Source organism: Paeniroseomonas aquatica, from assembly GCF_030409335.1.
In the GTDB taxonomy this organism is placed as follows: Bacteria; Pseudomonadota; Alphaproteobacteria; order Acetobacterales; family Acetobacteraceae; genus Belnapia; species Belnapia aquatica.
Window position 1 is genome coordinate 152,799 of record NZ_JAUFPN010000184.1, and the last position, 15,910, is coordinate 168,708.

Genomic DNA, 15,910 nt, shown 5'->3' on the forward strand with positions numbered 1-15,910 from the left:
GCCGCGGGCGCAACTGGACCGCATCCCGCCCGCCCCATAGTCTGGCCGCTCGGCAGGGCGGGACGCGGGACATGATGAAGCTATGGGGCCGGGCCAGCTCCAGCAACGTGATGAAGGTGCTCTGGCTCTGCGAGGAGCTGGGCATCCGCCACGAGCGGATCGATGCGGGCGGCGAATTCGGCCGCACCACCGAACCCTTCTACCGCGCCATGAACCCGAACAGCCGGGTCCCGACCATCGAGGAGGCCGATGGCTTCACCCTGTGGGAGAGCAATACCATCCTCCGCTACCTGGTGGCGCGGCATGCGCCGGGCAGCTCGCTGCATCCGCCGGAGCCCCGGCTCCGGGCCGATGCGGAACGCTGGATGGACTGGCAGCTGGCCTCCCTGAACGGGCCGATGGTGACGGTCTTCTTCACCTATGTCCGGACCCCCGAGGCCGCCCGGGACTACCCGGCGACCCACCGGGCCCGCGACGCGGCGGAGGCGCTGTGGCGGATGGTGGACGCGCGGCTCGAGGGGCGCGACTACCTCGCCGGCGCCTTCAGCATCGGCGACATCGCGCTCGGCCCCTACCTGCACCGCTGGTTCGCCCTGCCGATCGACCGCGCCCCGATGCCCCGGCTCGAGGCCTATTACGCCAGGCTGAAGGCGGGCCACCCGGGCTTCGTCAAGCATGTCGCGGTGGAGATGAGCTGAGATGATCACCGTCTGGGGCCGGGCCAGCTCGGTCAATGTCATGAAGGTGCTGTGGCTGCTGGAGGAGCTGGCCATCCCCTGCCGGCGCGTCGATGCCGGCGGCGCCTTCGGCCGGACCCGGGATGCCGACTACGCGGCGATGAACCCGAACGCCACGGTACCGACGCTGGTGATGCCGCATGGCTACAGCCTGTGGGAAAGCCACGCGATCCTGCGCTATCTCTGCCGCACCCAGCCCGGCGGCACCGCCTTCTATCCCGAGGCGCCGGAGGCCCGGGCCGATGCCGAGCGCTGGATGGACTGGACCCTGGCCAGCCTGAACGAGCCGATGCGGGTCATCTTCTGGACCTTCGTCCGCACGCCGGAGGCCGAGCGGGACCTGCCGGCCGCGGCCCGGGCGCGGGACGCGGCGGAACGGCTCTGGCGCATCGTCGAGGCGCAGCTCGAAGGCCGGGAATTCGTCGCGGGCAGCTTCGGCGTGGCCGACATGGCGCTTGGCGGCTTCCTGCACCGCTGGTTCGAGCTGCCGCTGGCGCGGCCCGAGCTGCCCAGGCTGCGCGGCTGGTACGAGAGGCTGCTGCAGCGCCCCGCCTACCGGACCCATGTGGCGGTGCCGCTGACCTGACCTTGGGGCGTCAGGCCTCCAGCGCCGCGAGGAAGTCCCGTCCCCAGGCCCTCGCCCCCGCCTCCCAGACGGCGGGGCGCATGGCCTCCCAGCGGGCCACCCGTTCCTCCTTCGGCATGCTCAGCGCGGCATCCAACGCCTCGGCGATCGCATCCGGGTCGAGCGGGTTGACCAGCACGGCACCGGGCAGCTGCGGCGCGGCCCCGGCGAAGCGGGAGAGCAGCAGCACCCCCGGGTCGGCCGGGTCCTGTGCCGCGACGTATTCCTTGGCCACCAGGTTCATGCCGTCCCGCAAGGGGGTGACGAGGCCGACGCGGGCGATCCGCATGAAGCCGGCCAGAGTCGGCCGCGGCACGGCGCGGGTCATGTAGCGCAGCGGCGCCCAGTCGGGCTCGGCATGCTGGCCGTTGATGCGGCCGACCCATTCGTCCAGCTCCCGCCGCAGGCTGCGGTACTGCGCCACGTCGCCGCGGGAGACCGGGGCCACCTGCAGGTAGGTGACCTTGCCGTGGTGCGCCTTGAAGCGGGCCAGCAGCTGGGCATAGCCGGCGAAGCGCTGCGGCAGGCCCTTGGTATAGTCGAGCCGGTCGACCCCGATCACCAGGTCGCGGCCGACCAGGCTCTGGCTGAAGCGCCGGGTATCGGCGCGGTCCATGGCCCGCTCGGCCAGCTTGCGGAAGGCCTCGGCATCGATGCCGACCGGGAAGGCGGCCACCCGTTCGGCTGCCTCCGCCTGCCCCACCGCGACCAGGGCGCCGCGCAGGTTGGCGGCGTCATCCTCGGTCTGCACGCCGATCACGTCGTAGGCGGCGAGGTCGGCCAGCAGCTCCTCGGCCTTCGGCAGGGCGCTGAACAGGCCGAAGGGGGGAAAGGGGATGTGCAGGAAGAAGCCCTGGCGCTGCCTGCAGCCGAGCCGCCGCAGCTCCGCCCCGAAGGGGAAGAGGTGGAAGTCATGGGTCCAGACCAGGTCATCCGGCCGCAGCAGCGGTGCCAGCGCAGTGGCGAAGGCGGCGTTCACCGCCCGGTAGCCGGCGTAGTCCGCCCGCTGGAACAGGGCCAGGCCCAGCCGGTAGTGCAGCGTCGGCCAGAGCGTCGCATTGGCGAAGCCCTGGTAGTAGCGCCGGTAATCCTCCCGGCCCAGGTCGAGGGTCGCGTAGGTGAGCTTGCCCTGGGTGTTGATGCTCGGCTCCGTGGCGGTGGCCTCGGCGGTCTGCCCCGACCAGCCGAACCACATCGCCTCCCGCCTCGACATCGCGTCCTTCAGCGCGACGGCGAGGCCGCCGGCGGTGGCACCGCGTTCCCGTGGGTTGGGAACACGGTTGGCAACGATGACCAGCCGGCTCATCGGCCTGTCGCGGCCTCGGCCAGCCAGTCCCGCAGCACCTGCGGGGTGCCGAACATGTCGTCCAGGCGCCAGCCCTGGCCGCCGAAGCTGCGGGCCGCGTCCATCCCCTCCTCGTCGGTCACGTCGTCGCCGATGAAGACGGGGGTGCGGCCGGCGAAGGGGGCCGCGGCCATCAGCGCCCGCACGGCGGTCGCCTTGGAGGCACCGCGCGGGCGGATCTCCCAGGCCATGCGGGCCTCGAGCAGGGTGAAGGCCAGCGGATCCTCGGCCACCATGGAGGCGAGCAGCGCAGCCGCCTCCGGGCCCAGCTCGGGAGCCTGGCGGTAGTGGATGACGAAGCCGTGGGTCTTGTCCTCGACCAGGGCGCCGGGATGCTTGGCGACCAGGGCATCGGCCCGGGCGCGCCAGGCCTCCGGCGGGCTGGGCAGGGACGGCAGGGTGGGCGGCTGCAGCGGATCCGGCCGCAGGGTGGCGCCATGGTCACCCGCCATCGGGATCGGCACCGGCAGGAACTGCTCGAGCTCGCCCAGGGCCCGGCCGCTGACGATCGCCAGGGCGCCGCCCAGCCCCTCGGTCAGGCGGTGGAGCAGGTCGGGAAGGTGATCGGGGACCTCCACGGCATCGGGGCGCGGGGCGATCTCCACCAGGGTGCCATCGAAGTCGAGAAACAGCGCCGCGGCGGCAATGGGGCCAAGACCCGGGACGCGCGGCGGCGGCGGCAGGATGATTCTGTCTGACATGCGTCCGGAACAAGCCGCCTGCGGCGGCAGGGTTGCGTCACGGAAGCGTGAGCGAAGCCAGGGCCCGGCTCCGGCCGCACCAGCCGGGCCGGATCCGGGTTTCCCGGTGCCGGTGCGACAGAGCCGACGGCACCCTGGCCTGTCACCCAACAGTGGGTCCGGTCCGTGGCCCGGATCAACCATTCCGACTCCCAAGGCGGAGGCGGGCCAGTCGCGCCACCGGCATCCGGCGGGCGGCACCGCCCGGGGCTTCCCGCCCGGTCCGCGAGCCTTCACCCTGGGCTGTGGCGGCCTGATCGGCAGGACGCTGCCGGATGCACGAAACCGTGATTGGCCCAGGAACAACGCTCTGGAGCGCACCATGCCCGATGAAGGCCCCACCACCGGCACCAGCAGCCGGACCACCGTTCGCCACGCCGCCGAGGCGTCCCATGAATCGGGCCTCCGCCCCTTTTTCACCTACCGAGACCTCGGCATCCGCGGCGCCACCGGCGGCGGCTACGGCGCGCATGTGGTCCGTGCCGTTCCCGGCGTGCAGGCCGAGCCGCTGTGGCATACCCACAGCCTCGCCTTCCAGATAGTGTTCGTGCTGAAGGGCTGGGTCCGGTTCGAATACGGCGACATCGGCGAGGTGCTGCTGCAGCCCGGCGACAGCGTCTACCAGCCGCCCGGCATCCGGCACCGCGAGCTCGCGCATTCCGAGGACATGGAATTGCTCGAGATCACCTCGCCGGCCGAGTTCGCCACCGCCCTGGCGCCCTGAGCACCGGCCGAACCGGTTCCTGGCAGGCCGGCCGTGCCGGGCGCGGCCCATCTCGTCAGCCGCCCGCCGCCATGCTATCGCTGCCGCCAGCGGGGGCGTGGCGGAACGGTAGACGCAGGGGACTCAAAATCCCCCGACCGCGAGGTTATGCCGGTTCGAGTCCGGCCGCCCCTACCAGCCAAGCCCGGCCTTCCCCGGGCCATTCCCCCGGGCACCCCGCCCAGCCGGCGCTTGCCAAGCGCGCCGGATCGCGCGAAGACCCGCCTCCCATCCCTGTTCGTTCCGGAGATTCCCCATGGCCTCGGCGTTCGAGCGCATCGCCGACATCATCGCGGAGACGAGCGACGTCCCGCGCGAGAGCATCAAGCCCGAAAGCCATGTCATCGAGGATCTCGGCATCGACAGCCTGGATTTCCTCGACATCGTCTTCGCCATCGACAAGGCCTTCGGCATCAAGGTGCCGGTCGAGTCCTGGACCCAGGAAGTGAACTCCGGCGCGGCCCCGGCCGGGCAGTATTTCGTCATGGAGAACCTGGCGAAGCGGATCGAGGAACTGGTCGCGGCCAAGGCCGGCTGATCCGGCGGTGCGCCTCGAATACTTCCAGATGATCGACCGGGTGATCTCGGTTGGTCCCGGGGAGATCGCCACCGAGGCCACGGTGCCGCTGGCGAGCCCGGTCTTCGAGGGGCATTTTCCCGGCCATCCCCTGGTCCCCGGCGTCCTGCTGGTGGAGACCATGGCGCAGGCCTCCGGCTTCCTGCTGCTGCACCGGCTGGGCTTCGCCCGGATGCCCTTCCTGATCGGCAGCAAGGAGACCAAGCTGCGCAGCTTCGTCGCCCCCGGCGCGGTGCTGCAGGTCACCGCGACCCTGGTCCACGAAGGCTCCGGCTTCGCCGTGACGGACGCCGCCATCACCGCCGCCGGCAGGCGGATCTGCGAGGTCCGGGAGCTGAAATTCAGCCTCCAGGGCTTCCCCGCGCCGGAATTGCAGGCCGCGATGCGCGAGCGCGCCCTGCAGATCGGCCTGACCGAGGAGCCGCGGCCATGAGCGAGCCCGTCTGGATCACCGGCGTCGGGCTGGTCTCCTGCCTCGGCGAGGGCGCCGCGCCGCATCTCGCCGCGCTGGCCGATCCGGCTGCGCCGCCGGTGGTCGATGCCACCACCTTCGCCCCCTTCCCCATCCACCCGCTGCCGCCGCTCGACCTCGACCGGCAGATCCCGAAGAAGGGCGACCAGCGCCAGATGGAGCCCTGGCAGCGGCTCGGCACCTATGCCGCCGGCCTGGCCATCGACCATGCCGCAGCGCGCGGCCTGGTAGCCGACATGCACCTCGTGGTCTCCGCCGGCGGCGGCGAGCGCGACGTGCCGCTGGACGAGGCCATCTGCCGGGAACTCGCCGGCCTGCCCGCCGGCGAGGCCGGGCGGCGGCTGAACGAGCGGCTGGCCAACGGGCTGCGGCCGACGCTGTTCCTCGCCCAGCTGTCCAACCTGCTGGCCGGCAACATCTCCATCGTGCATGGCGTCACCGGCTCCTCCCGCACCTTCATGGGCGAGGAATCCGCCGCCGCCGACGCCGTCCGCATCGCCGCGGCGCGGCTGGCCGAGGGCCGCGGCGAGCTGGCACTGGCCGGCGGCGCCTATGTGGCGGGGCGCTGGGACATGGTGCTGCTGCATGCCCCATCCGGCGGCCTCTGGCGCGGCGACTGGGCCCCGTTGGCGGCACGGGCGGCGAGCGGTGGCGGCATGGTCACCGGCAGCGCCGCGGCCTTCCTGGTGCTCGAGACCGAGCGCCATGCCCGGGCCCGCGGCGCCAGGGGGCTGGCGCGGCTGCAGGCGGTGCGCAGCGGCGCGGCGCGGCGGCGCGGCCAGGATACCGCCCGGGCCAGCGCCACCGGCCTCGCCGAGGGCCTGCCCCTGCGCCCGGGCTATGCGGTATTCTCCGGCGCCAGCGGGGTCGCCGCCCCGGCCGAGGCCGAAGCCGGCTTCCTCGCCGATCTCGGCGCCGCCGGCCCCGCCCAGGGCCCGGTCCGCCACACCGCCGACATCCTGGGCCATACGGTCGAGGCGGCCTTCCCTGCCAACCTCGCCCTGGCCGCCCTGGCGATCGACGCCGGCCGCGTGCCGCAGGCGCTGGTGACCGGCTTCGGCCTGTGGCGGGGCGAGGCCCTGGCGGTATTGGATCCCGTCGCCGAAGGGGCCGCCGCATGAGCCGGACGCGCGATCAGCTCGGCCGACCCCTCGTCGCCGTCACCGGCATCGGGCTGGTCACCCCGCTCGGCTTCGGCGTGGCCGACAGCTGGGCCGGGCTGCTGGCCGGCCGGTCCGGAATCAGCCGCATCACCCGCTTCCCGACCGACCACCTCCGCACCACCATCGCCGGGCAGGTCGTGCTGCCCGAGGAGGCGGGGCGCCAGCCCTTCTCCTCTCCCGAGCGGGTCGAGCGCATGGCGGCGCTGGCCGCGACGGAAGCCGTGGCCGGTGCCGGCATCGGCGGGGATTTCCCCGGGCCGCTGTTCCTCGGCATGCCGCCCGTCGAGGTCGAATGGCCGCAGCGGCTGGAGCTGGCGCGGCAGACCCATGGCGAGCAGGCCGGCCGCTACCCGGCCATGGTCGCCGCCGCCGCCGGCCGGCAGGACCTGTTCGAGATGTTCCTCTTCGGCGGCATCGGCGAACGGCTGGCCGACCGCTTCGGCACCCGCGGCGCGCCGATCTCGCTGACCACCGCCTGTGCCACCGGCGCCTCGGCCATCCAGCTCGGCGTCGAGGCGATCCAGCGCGGCGAAGCCGCGGCGGCACTCTGTATCGGGGCCGAAGGCAGCGTGGCGCCGGAGGCGATGATCCGCTTCTCCCTGCTCTCGGCGCTCTCGACCCGCAACGACGAGCCGCAGCGCGCCTCCCGCCCCTTCGAGAAGACGCGGGAGGGCTTCGTGATGAGCGAGGGCGCCGCCGCGCTGGTGCTGGAAAGCCTGGAAGCGGCCGAGGCGCGGGGCGCCACGGTGCTCGGCCTGGTGCTGGGCTGCGGCGAGAAGGCGGACAGCTTCCACCGCACCCGGTCCAACCCGAATGGCGGCGCCATCATCGGCGCCATGCGCGCGGCGATCGCCGATGCCGGGCTGGAGCCGGGGCAGATCGACTACGTCAACGCCCATGGCACCGGCACGCCGGAGAACGACAAGATGGAGACGCTGGGCATGCTGGCGGTCTTCGGCGATACGCCGCCGCCCATCTCCTCCAACAAGTCGATGATCGGCCATACCCTCTCGGCGGCCGGCGCGATGGAGGCGGTGTTCAGCCTGCTGACCATCCGCGACCAGATGCTGCCCCCCACGATCAACCATGAGACGCCGGACCCGGCGGTGCCGCTCGACGTGGTGCCGAATGTGGCGCGACCGGCGAAGGTGAGCCGCGTGCTGTCCAATTCCTTCGGCTTCGGCGGGCAGAACGTCTGCCTCGTCCTGGGCGCCGCGCCATGAGGGCGCTGCAGCTCTTCGGCGACCGCGACACGCGCCTGGTCGAGGTGCCGCCGCCGCCGCCGCCGGGGCCGGGCGAGGTGCAACTTCGCATGCTCGCCGTCGGCCTGAACCACATCGACGTCTGGGGCTGGCGCGGCATGGCCTTCGCCAAGCGGAAGCTGCCGCTGACGGTCGGCGCCGAGGCGGTCGGCGAAATCACCGCGCTTGGCGAGGGCGTCACCGGCTGGCGCCTCGGCCAGCGGGTCATCCCGTATGGCGCGCTGACCTGCGGCGTCTGCCGCGCCTGCCGCGAAGGCCGTGACAACCTCTGCGAGAACGTCGCGGGGGTGAAGGGCTTCCACGTCGACGGCTTCGCGCAGGAGCTGGTGAACCAGTCGGCGCGGCTGCTGGTCGCGGTGCCCAATGGCATCGAGGTTGCGGATGCCGCCTGCGCCGCCGTGACCTTCTCGACCGTCGAGCACATGCTGTTCGACAACGCCAGGCTGGAGCCGGGCGAGACCATCCTGGTCCAGGCGGCCGGGTCCGGCATCGGCACCGTCGCGGTGAAGATGGCCAAGGCCATGGGCTGCACCGTTATCGCCACCGCCGGCTCGGACGAGAAATGCGCCCAGGCCCGCGCGCTGGGTGCCGACCATGTGGTGAACTACACCACCGACCGCTTCGAGAGCATCGCCCGCAAGGTGACGAAGAAGCGCGGCGTCGACGTGGTCTTCGAGCATGTCGGCGCCACCACCTGGGCCGGCAGCCTGCTGTCCCTGAAGATGGGCGGGCGGCTGGTCACCTGCGGTTCCACCTCCGGCGTCTCGGCCGAGACCAACCTGATGATGGTCTTCCAGCGCCAGCTCCGCATCATCGGCAGCTTCGGCGCCGCCATGCGCAACATCGGCGACGGCTTGCAGAAGATGGCGGGCGGGCTGGTGCCGGTGCTGGATACCGTGGCGCCGCTCGAGGGCTTCGCCGATGCGCTGGCGCGGCTCGAGACCCGCCGGGTCTTCGGCAAGATCGTCGTCACCCTCTAGCATGTCGACGACGGACCGCGCCGTCGCCGCGCTGGTCCGCGTGCTGTTCCGGCTGGTCCGGCTGCTGGGGCCGGATCGGGCCGGAGCGCTCGGCGCCGCCCTGGCACGCCGCTTCGGGCCGCTGGTGAAGGCGCACCGGATCGCGCTGGAGAACATCCGCCAGGCCTTCCCGGACCTGCCGGCCGCCGAGCACGGGCGCATCGCGGCGGCGGCCTGGGACAACCTCGGCCGCACCGCGGCCGAATACGTCCACCTCGACCGCCTCTGGGATTTCGACCCGGAGAGCGCCACGGTCGGCCGCATCGAGATCGCGCCGGAGGTCACCGCCCGCTTCGAGGCGCTGCGCCAGGACGGCAAGCCCGCGCTCTTCTTCGCCGCGCATCTGGCCAATTGGGAATTGCCGGCCATCGCCGCCGCCCGGCACGGCCTCCCCTCCGCCGTGCTGTACCGCACGCCGAACAACGCCGCGGTGGCGCGCGACATCATCGGCCTGCGCGAACGCCTGATGGGCCGGCTCATCCCGGCCAATGTCGCCGCCCCGGTGCGCATGATGGAGGCGCTCGACCAGGGCCTGCATGTCGGCATGCTGATCGACCAGCGCTTCAGCCGCGGCCCGCAGGTCCCCTTCCTGGGCCGGCTGACCCCCTCCAACCCGCTGCTGGCCCGCATGGCCCGGCGCTTCGACTGCCCGGTGCACGGAGCCCGGGCCATCCGGCTGGCGGGCGGCCGCTTCCGGCTGGAATTGACCGAGGCGATCCACCTGCCGCGCAACCCCCAGGGCGGCATCGACGTCGAGGCCGCGACAGCCGAGCTCAACCGCATCGTCGAGGGCTGGGTCCGCGAGTACCCGGGCCAGTGGCTCTGGATGCACCGCCGCTGGCGATAGCCGGCGTCAGTGCCGCAGCCGGTCCAGCGGCAGCAGCAGCTCCACCTGCAGGCCCGCGGGGATCCAGTCGAAGCGGGTGGTCCCGCCCAGCTGGGCGGTGCTCTGCGTCACCAGCCGGTGGCCGAAGCCGGCCCGCACCGGCGGCGCCACCGGCGGCCCGCCCGCCTCCTGCCAGACCAGCCGCAGCATGGCCGACCCTTCCTCGGCCCAGCGGATCCCGACCACGCCGGAGGCGGTGGCCAGGGCGCCATACTTGGCGGCATTGGTCGCCAGCTCGTGCAGGGCCAGGGCGACCGGCGGCGCGGCGATCGGCCCCAGCCGCACCGGCGGCCCGTCCAGCACCAGCCGGTCGGCACCCCCCGGCGCGGCGTGGAAGGGATGCAGCAGCGCCGCCGCCAGGGTGCCGAGGGTGGTGCCGGCATCCTCCGGCGGCACCGGCCGCAGCTCCTGGGCGCCGCCCAGGGCAGGGCGCACCAGGTCATGCGCCTGGGCCAGGGCCTGGATGCGGCCGAGCAGGATGTTACGCATCGCCTGGGCATCGGGCGCCGCCCGGGCGGTGAAGCTGACCAAGCCGCCGATGATGGCGAAGAGGTTCTTCACCCGATGGTCCAGCTCGCGCAGCAGCAGCTCGCGCGCCCGCTCGGCCCGCTTGCGTCCGGTCACCTCCTCGCAGATCAGGCCGATGCCCATCACCTCCTCGGTTTCCGGGTCCCGGACCGGGTAGAAATGCTCCACCCAGTCGCGCCGCTCGCCCGGGGCCCGGGCGGTCTCGCCGGTGAACTCCACGCCGGTGATCGGCTCCCCCTGCTCGATCACCCGGCGGAGGACCGGCTCCGCCGCACTGCGGAGGTCTGGCACCAGATCCCAGACATTGCGGCCCAGATGGCGCTCGATCGGGAAGCCGTTGATATCGGCCAGCGCCTGGTTGACCCGGACGAAGCGGAGGTCCCGGTCCATCTGCGCCAGCCCGAGCGGCGCCGTGCGGTAGAGCAGCTCGAGGTCGGCCAGGCGGCGGCGGGCCTCGCGCTCGCTGGCCGCCTGGGCGGCGGCGGCGCGGCGCTGGTCGGTCAGGTCGAGGTGGGTGCCGGCGATGACCAGCGCCCGGCCCGCGGCGTCGCGGTCCAGCGCCTCGCCACGCGCCCGGATCCAGACCCAGCAGCCGCTCGCGTGACGCATGCGGAATTCGGTTTCGTAGCGGTCGGTGGCCCCTTTCACCAGCGGTGCGAGCCGGGCCCGGGTCGGCGCCACGTCCTGCGGATGCAGCAGCGCTTCCCACTCGGCCAGGGGGATGCCGCCGGCCGGGGCCGGGCGGCCCAGCATGCCGGCCCAGCGCGCCGAGACCGTCAGCAGGCCGGTGGCGGCATCCCAGTGCCAGGCCCCGAGATCGGCGCCGGCCAGGGCCACCTCGAGGCGGCGGTTGGCCGTGGCGAGCGCCGCTTCCGCCTGCCGCCGCCGGGCGACGTTGATCAGCCCCACCGAGAGCAGCATCCGCCCCAGCACCGCGACCTGCCGCGCCCGGATCAGCAGGCTGAGCGGCGCGCGCCCATGCGGGCCCAGTACGATGTCGAAGACCTCGGCCGTGGTGGTGGCGCGAATACCGGCCAGCCGGTGCTGCAGCGTGCCGCACTCCGCCAGGGCCGCGTCCCAAGCCGCCGGCAGCGCCGCCAAGCCGCAGCCCAGCAGGATCGCGGCCTCGGCATTGCCTGCCACCAGCCGCCGGTCGGCCGGATCCAGCAGCACCGTTGCCACCGGCGAGGCTTCCAGCACGCCGGCCAAGGCCTCCCCCGATGCCGTCATGACACCCGCAGAGCGGCAAGCGCCGCCCGGGACAGCCGGCCGGGGCGCAGGCAGCGATGACGGGCGAAAACAATCCTGAAGCGCAACATATTGCGCGATATTCGCCGATAAAGTTGCGACTCTTGGCTCACATTGTTGTGTTGTATTGCTGCGACCGTTATCTCAGCGCGCGAATGATGCCCGAAAAATCGACATCGCCGCTGCCGGCATCCTGGAACGCTTGGTAGAGGGCCTGGGCCTTGGCTCCCATCGGCGTCGTCAGCCCGACGCTGGCGGCGGCCTCCTGGCTGAGCCCGAGGTCCTTGGCCATCAGCGCCGTGGCGAAGCCGGGCTTGTAGTCCCGGTTGGCGGGGCTGGTGGGCACCGGGCCCGGCACCGGGCAATAGGAGGTCAGCGCCCAAGACTGGGCGGAGGACTTGCTGGCCACGTCGAACAGCGCCTGATGCGACAGGCCCAGCTTCTCGGCCAGCACGAAGGCCTCGGCGGTGACGATCATGGTGGCGGCCAGCATCATGTTGTTGCAGACCTTGGCGGCCTGGCCGGCCCCGGCCTCGCCGCAATGCACCAGGGTGCGGCCCATGGCGGCCAGGATGGGCTGGGCCTTGGCATAGGCCTCGGCCGGGCCGCCGACCATGAAGGTCAGGGTGCCGGCCTCGGCCCCCATGGTGCCGCCGGAGACCGGCGCGTCGAGCATCGGCCGGCCCACCCCCGCGGCCACCTCCCGTGCGGTGGCGACATCGATGGTGGAGCAGTCGATGAGGATGGCGCCGGGCTCCGTCGCCGCGGCCATGGCATGGCTGCCGAGCCAGGCCTCGCGCACATGCTTGCCCGCCGGCAGCATGGTGATGACGAACTCGGCCCGGCTTGCGGCGGCCGCCGCCGTGCTGGCGGTGGCGGCGCCGGCTGCGGACACGGCCGCCAGGGCTGCCGGCATCAGGTCGAAGGCGGTCACCTGGTGGCCGGCCTTCAGCAGGTTGCGCGCCATCGGCCCGCCCATGTTGCCCAGCCCGACGAAGCCGATGCGTGCCATTCATTTTCTCCCCTTGATGCCGCCACCGTGCCGTTGGCGGGCCCAGGGTGCAATCTGCCGTGCCCCGGCCGATCCGGCCAGCCAGCCGCCGCTGCGCCGGCCCGCCTCAGCCGAGTGGCTGCAGGCCGGGCCGCCCCGCCTCGAGGAGGAAGCGGCCGCGGTCCTCGCGCGCCGCCCCGGGCCGGGTGACCGCGGCGACGGCGCGGAAGGTGGTCTCCAGGCGCCCTGGCCCGGCCGCGTGCAGGCAGTAGCCGCGGCGGTCGTTGAAGAAGCGGACATGCGGGTTGCGGGCGAGGGTCGCGGCGGTGCCGGGCAGCGCCTCGCTGCCGTCGCCGCTGCTGGTGGTGCTGGTGGCGGTGAATTCGCTGGCCACCGGCGGCCCGTCCTCGCCGGCCCGGATGTCGCCGGCCCAGGCAGTATGCACGTCGCCGCTGAGGATCACCGGATTGGCCACCCGCCGCGCCGCTAATCCGGCCAGCAGCCGGGCCCGGGCGGCCGGGTAGCCGTCCCACTTGTCCATCGAGATGCCGCCCCGGGCCAGCCGCCGCGGCATCAGCATCACCTGCTGCGCCAGCACCTGCCACGTCGCCCCGGCCGGGCCGAGGTTGCCCAGCAGCCAGGCCTCCTGCGCCGGCCCGAGCACCTGCGCCGCGGGCCGTGCCACCGCCTCGCAGGCGGGGCCATTGACGTCGCCGCAGGGCTGGTCGTCGCGGTACTGCCGCGTGTCCAGCACATGCAGGTCGAGCAGCCGGCCGAAGCGCAGCCGGCGATGGGCGAGGATAGCGGCGCCGCGGGGCCGTTGGGCGCGGCGCAGCGGCATGGCCTCCCACCAGGCCTGGAAGGCGGCGGCGCGCCGGGCCAGGACGGCGGCTTCCGGCACGGCGACGGGAGGCCGGCTGCCGCCGCCATCGGCCTCGCTCTGCAGCCCGGCCCAGTTGTTCTCGACCTCATGGTCGTCGAAGCTGGCGACGAAGGGATGCGCGGCATGGGCGGCGGCCAGGTCCGGGTCGGACTGGTACTGGGCGTAGCGCTGGCGGTACTCCGCCAGGGTGCGGCAGGTGCCGCCGGCATGGCGGCGGACGGCGGGGCCGAAGCCGCCGGGCTGGCCGGGGGAGCGGCCGGCGGTTTCGTAGATGTAGTCGCCGTAGTGGAAGACGAAGTCGATCTCCGCCTCCTCCGCGACATGCCGCCAGGCGGTGAACCAGCCGTGCTCCAGGTGCTGGCAGCCGGCATGGATGAAGCGGACCGGCGCCGCCGCATCCGGCGCCGGCGCGGTGCGGGTGCGGCCGACCGGGCTCGGCACGCCGTCGGCCAGGAAGCGGTACCAGTAGGGGCGGCCGGGCTGCAGCCCGGTGACCTCGGCATGGAGGGAGAAGCCTTCCCCGGCATGCGCCACCTCCCGCCCCCGCGCGGCGATGCGGGTGAAGCCGGGATCCTCCGCCACCTCCCAGCCCACCTCGACCGCGGCCTCCGGCGGCATCCCGCCCAGCGGCGCCAGCGGCTCCGGCGCCAGCCGGGTCCAGAGCACCACCCCGTCCGGCCAGGGGTCTCCGCTGGCGACGCCGAGGGTGAAGGGTCCCCCGGGGTAGGCATCGGGATGGGCCCCGGAAGCGCGAGCCCAGGCGGCGGGGGCGGTGACCAGCGCCGGCAGGGCCAGCAGGGTTCGACGCAGCGGCATGCCGCCAGGATGCGCCAGCCGCCGCGCCGATCCAACGGCCGCCGCCACCGGTGCAGCGATCCGCAACCCTGCGGGATCCGCGCGCTGGCTCGCCCGGGTCTGCGGCGGTATCCTGCGGGTCCAGGCAGTCAGCGGCAGGGAGGCAACGGATGCGCGTGCTGGTGATCGGCGGGGGCATCGGCGGCCTGACCACGGCGCTGGCGCTGCAGGCCGCGGGCCTCGAGGTCGAGGTGCATGAGGGCGCCGGCGAGGTGCGGCCGCTCGGCGTCGGCATCAACCTGCAGCCGCATGCGGTGCGCGAGCTGACCGAGCTCGGCCTGGGCGCGGCGCTGGCCGCGATCGGCGTGGCGACGCGGGAGCTGGTCTATGCCAGCCGCTTCGGCCAGGTGATCTGGCGGGAGGATCGCGGCCGCGCCGCCGGCTACCACTGGCCGCAGTATTCCATCCACCGGGGCCGGCTGCAGCTGCTGCTGTGGCAGGCGGCAGAGGCGAGGCTGGGCGCGGCGCGGGTCCGCAGCGGCCACCGGCTGGCGGGATTCACCCAGGATGCCGGCGGCGTCACCGCGCATTTCGCCGATGGCAGCCTGGCCCGCGGCGACCTGCTGATCGCCGCCGACGGCATCCATTCCGTGGTGCGCCGGCATTTCGCCCCGGAGGAGGGTCCGCCGAAGTGGAACGGCGCCATCCTCTGGCGCGCCACCAGCGAGGCGCCGGCCTACCTGACCGGAGCCTCCATGGTGCAGGCCGGCAGTCACGACCAGAAATTCGTCGTCTATCCCATCGCCGAACTGCCGGACGGGCGGAGGCTGACCAATTGGATCGCCGAGCTGCGCTTCCCGGCCGACCGGCCCTGGGCGCGGGAGGACTGGAACCGGCCGGGCCGGCTGGCCGACGTGCTGCCGGCCTTCGAGCGTTGGGACTTCGGCTGGCTCGACGTGCCCGGGCTGATGCGCCGGGCCGAGGCGGTCTATGAATTCCCCATGGTCGACCGGGACCCGCTGGAGCGCTGGACGGAGGGGCGGGTGACCCTGCTCGGCGACGCCGCTCATCCGATGTACCCGATCGGCAGCAACGGCGCCTCCCAGGCGATCCTTGATGCGCGGCGGCTGGCCTGGCACCTGGCCGGCAAGCCCTGGGATGCGGCGCTGGCGGCCTACGAGGCGGAGCGGCGGCCGGCGACGGCGGCGCTGGTCGCGGCGAACCGCGGCCTCGGCCCCGACCTGGTGCTGGAGCTGGTGCACCAGCGGGCGCCGGAAGGATTCACCGCGTTGCACGACGTCATCAGCCAGGCCGAGCTGGAAGGCACCGCCAGCGCCTACAAGACGCTCGCCGGCTTCGACCCTTCGCTGCTCAACGCACGGGAGAGCTGGAGCGTCACACCGGGACCTCGCCCGGCGGCTTGAGCGCCGAGAGGACGAAGCTGCTGCGGGTCTCCTTCACCCCGGGCATGCGCAGCAGGGCTTTCAGGGCGAAATCCGCATAGGCCTCGAAATCAGCGGCCAGGACGTGCAGCAGGTAGTCCATCTCGCCGCTCATCGTATAGGCGGCCAGCACCTCGGGCCGTTCGGCGAGCGCCTTGTGGAAGCGCTCCACCACCTCCTCCGCATGGCTGTCGAGCGCCACCATGACGAAGGCCTGCAGGGGCAGGCCGAGCCGGGCCGGGTCCAGCACCGCGCCGTAGCGGGTGATGACGCCGGCTTCCTCCAGCCGCTTCACCCGGCGCTGGCAGGGCGTGGCCGACAGCCCGACCTGCTCGGCCAGCGCCACCACCGGCAGGCGGCCGTCGCGCTGCAGGGCGCGCAGGATACGGCGGTCGATGGCATCGAGGCTTATGGTGGATTTCGCCATGGAAAAC

General features: G+C 73.2%; 16 protein-coding genes and 1 tRNA gene. 11 read left to right on the forward strand and 6 right to left on the reverse strand.

The annotated features are described in order from the left end of the window. Nucleotides 1-71 precede the first annotated feature (71 nt). The gene (locus QWZ14_RS21955) at nucleotides 72-698 is read left to right on the forward strand and encodes a glutathione S-transferase family protein (protein ID WP_290319057.1); all 627 of its coding nucleotides are present in this window, start codon (nucleotides 72-74) and stop codon (nucleotides 696-698) included. Nucleotide 699: 1 nt separating this feature from the next. Further along, nucleotides 700-1,323, forward strand: a complete 624-nt coding sequence (locus QWZ14_RS21960; RefSeq protein ID WP_290319058.1) for a glutathione S-transferase family protein — start codon at nucleotides 700-702, stop codon at nucleotides 1,321-1,323. Between the two features lie 10 nt (nucleotides 1,324-1,333). On the opposite strand, the gene QWZ14_RS21965 is transcribed toward QWZ14_RS21960, so the two are convergent. Both QWZ14_RS21965 and otsB read right to left on the reverse strand, forming a co-directional pair. Next, nucleotides 1,334-2,668: an alpha,alpha-trehalose-phosphate synthase (UDP-forming) gene (locus tag QWZ14_RS21965; RefSeq protein ID WP_290319059.1), complete on the reverse strand. Its 1,335-nt coding sequence runs from the start codon at nucleotides 2,666-2,668 to the stop codon at nucleotides 1,334-1,336. Further along, the gene (gene otsB / locus QWZ14_RS21970) at nucleotides 2,665-3,408 is read right to left on the reverse strand and encodes a trehalose-phosphatase (protein WP_290319060.1); all 744 of its coding nucleotides are present in this window, start codon (nucleotides 3,406-3,408) and stop codon (nucleotides 2,665-2,667) included. The genes QWZ14_RS21965 and otsB overlap by 4 nt, the downstream gene beginning before the upstream one ends. 361 nt (nucleotides 3,409-3,769) lie before the next feature. Between otsB and QWZ14_RS21975 the strand changes: the two genes are divergently transcribed. From QWZ14_RS21975 to QWZ14_RS22010, 8 genes are all read left to right on the forward strand, one after another. Then, a complete protein-coding gene (locus QWZ14_RS21975; protein ID WP_290319061.1) occupies nucleotides 3,770-4,171 on the forward strand; it encodes a cupin domain-containing protein in 402 nt (133 codons plus the stop codon). Nucleotides 4,172-4,262: 91 nt separating this feature from the next. Then, a tRNA-Leu gene (locus QWZ14_RS21980) sits at nucleotides 4,263-4,348 on the forward strand. Between the two features lie 118 nt (nucleotides 4,349-4,466). Next, nucleotides 4,467-4,748 carry an acyl carrier protein gene (locus tag QWZ14_RS21985; protein WP_290319062.1) on the forward strand — a complete coding sequence of 94 codons (282 nt, stop codon included), beginning with the start codon at nucleotides 4,467-4,469 and terminating at the stop codon, nucleotides 4,746-4,748. A gap of 7 nt (nucleotides 4,749-4,755) precedes the next feature. Next, a complete protein-coding gene (locus QWZ14_RS21990; protein ID WP_290319063.1) occupies nucleotides 4,756-5,220 on the forward strand; it encodes a 3-hydroxyacyl-ACP dehydratase FabZ family protein in 465 nt (154 codons plus the stop codon). Then, nucleotides 5,217-6,380 carry a beta-ketoacyl-ACP synthase gene (locus tag QWZ14_RS21995; protein ID WP_290319064.1) on the forward strand — a complete coding sequence of 388 codons (1,164 nt, stop codon included), beginning with the start codon at nucleotides 5,217-5,219 and terminating at the stop codon, nucleotides 6,378-6,380. Before QWZ14_RS21990 ends, QWZ14_RS21995 begins: the two co-directional genes overlap by 4 nt. After that, the gene (locus tag QWZ14_RS22000; RefSeq protein WP_290319065.1) at nucleotides 6,377-7,645 is read left to right on the forward strand and encodes a beta-ketoacyl-ACP synthase; all 1,269 of its coding nucleotides are present in this window, start codon (nucleotides 6,377-6,379) and stop codon (nucleotides 7,643-7,645) included. The genes QWZ14_RS21995 and QWZ14_RS22000 overlap by 4 nt, the downstream gene beginning before the upstream one ends. Further along, the gene (locus QWZ14_RS22005) at nucleotides 7,642-8,664 is read left to right on the forward strand and encodes a zinc-binding dehydrogenase (RefSeq protein WP_290319066.1); all 1,023 of its coding nucleotides are present in this window, start codon (nucleotides 7,642-7,644) and stop codon (nucleotides 8,662-8,664) included. Before QWZ14_RS22000 ends, QWZ14_RS22005 begins: the two co-directional genes overlap by 4 nt. 1 nt (nucleotide 8,665) lies before the next feature. After that, complete coding sequence (locus QWZ14_RS22010) at nucleotides 8,666-9,550, forward strand: lipid A biosynthesis lauroyl acyltransferase (protein WP_290319067.1); 885 nt, start codon at nucleotides 8,666-8,668, stop codon at nucleotides 9,548-9,550. Between the two features lie 6 nt (nucleotides 9,551-9,556). Here the strand turns inward: QWZ14_RS22010 and QWZ14_RS22015 are convergent, their stop codons facing one another. From QWZ14_RS22015 to QWZ14_RS22025, 3 genes are all read right to left on the reverse strand, one after another. Continuing rightward, nucleotides 9,557-11,347 (reverse strand): sensor histidine kinase, encoded by a 1,791-nt coding sequence (locus QWZ14_RS22015; protein WP_290319068.1) that lies wholly within the window; start codon nucleotides 11,345-11,347, stop codon nucleotides 9,557-9,559. Nucleotides 11,348-11,504: 157 nt separating this feature from the next. Next, entirely contained in the window at nucleotides 11,505-12,377 is an 873-nt protein-coding gene (gene mmsB / locus QWZ14_RS22020; RefSeq protein WP_290319069.1) for a 3-hydroxyisobutyrate dehydrogenase, read from the reverse strand. Between the two features lie 106 nt (nucleotides 12,378-12,483). Next, on the reverse strand, nucleotides 12,484-14,055 hold the full coding sequence (locus QWZ14_RS22025; protein WP_290319070.1) for an alkaline phosphatase D family protein: 1,572 nt from the start codon (nucleotides 14,053-14,055) through the stop codon (nucleotides 12,484-12,486). Nucleotides 14,056-14,204: 149 nt separating this feature from the next. Between QWZ14_RS22025 and QWZ14_RS22030 the strand changes: the two genes are divergently transcribed. Further along, nucleotides 14,205-15,458, forward strand: coding sequence for a flavin-dependent oxidoreductase (locus QWZ14_RS22030; protein ID WP_290319071.1), 1,254 nt, complete (start codon nucleotides 14,205-14,207; stop codon nucleotides 15,456-15,458). Here the strand turns inward: QWZ14_RS22030 and QWZ14_RS22035 are convergent. After that, on the reverse strand, nucleotides 15,430-15,903 hold the full coding sequence (locus QWZ14_RS22035; RefSeq protein WP_290319072.1) for an Lrp/AsnC family transcriptional regulator: 474 nt from the start codon (nucleotides 15,901-15,903) through the stop codon (nucleotides 15,430-15,432). The genes QWZ14_RS22030 and QWZ14_RS22035 overlap by 29 nt on opposite strands. Nucleotides 15,904-15,910 lie beyond the last annotated feature (7 nt).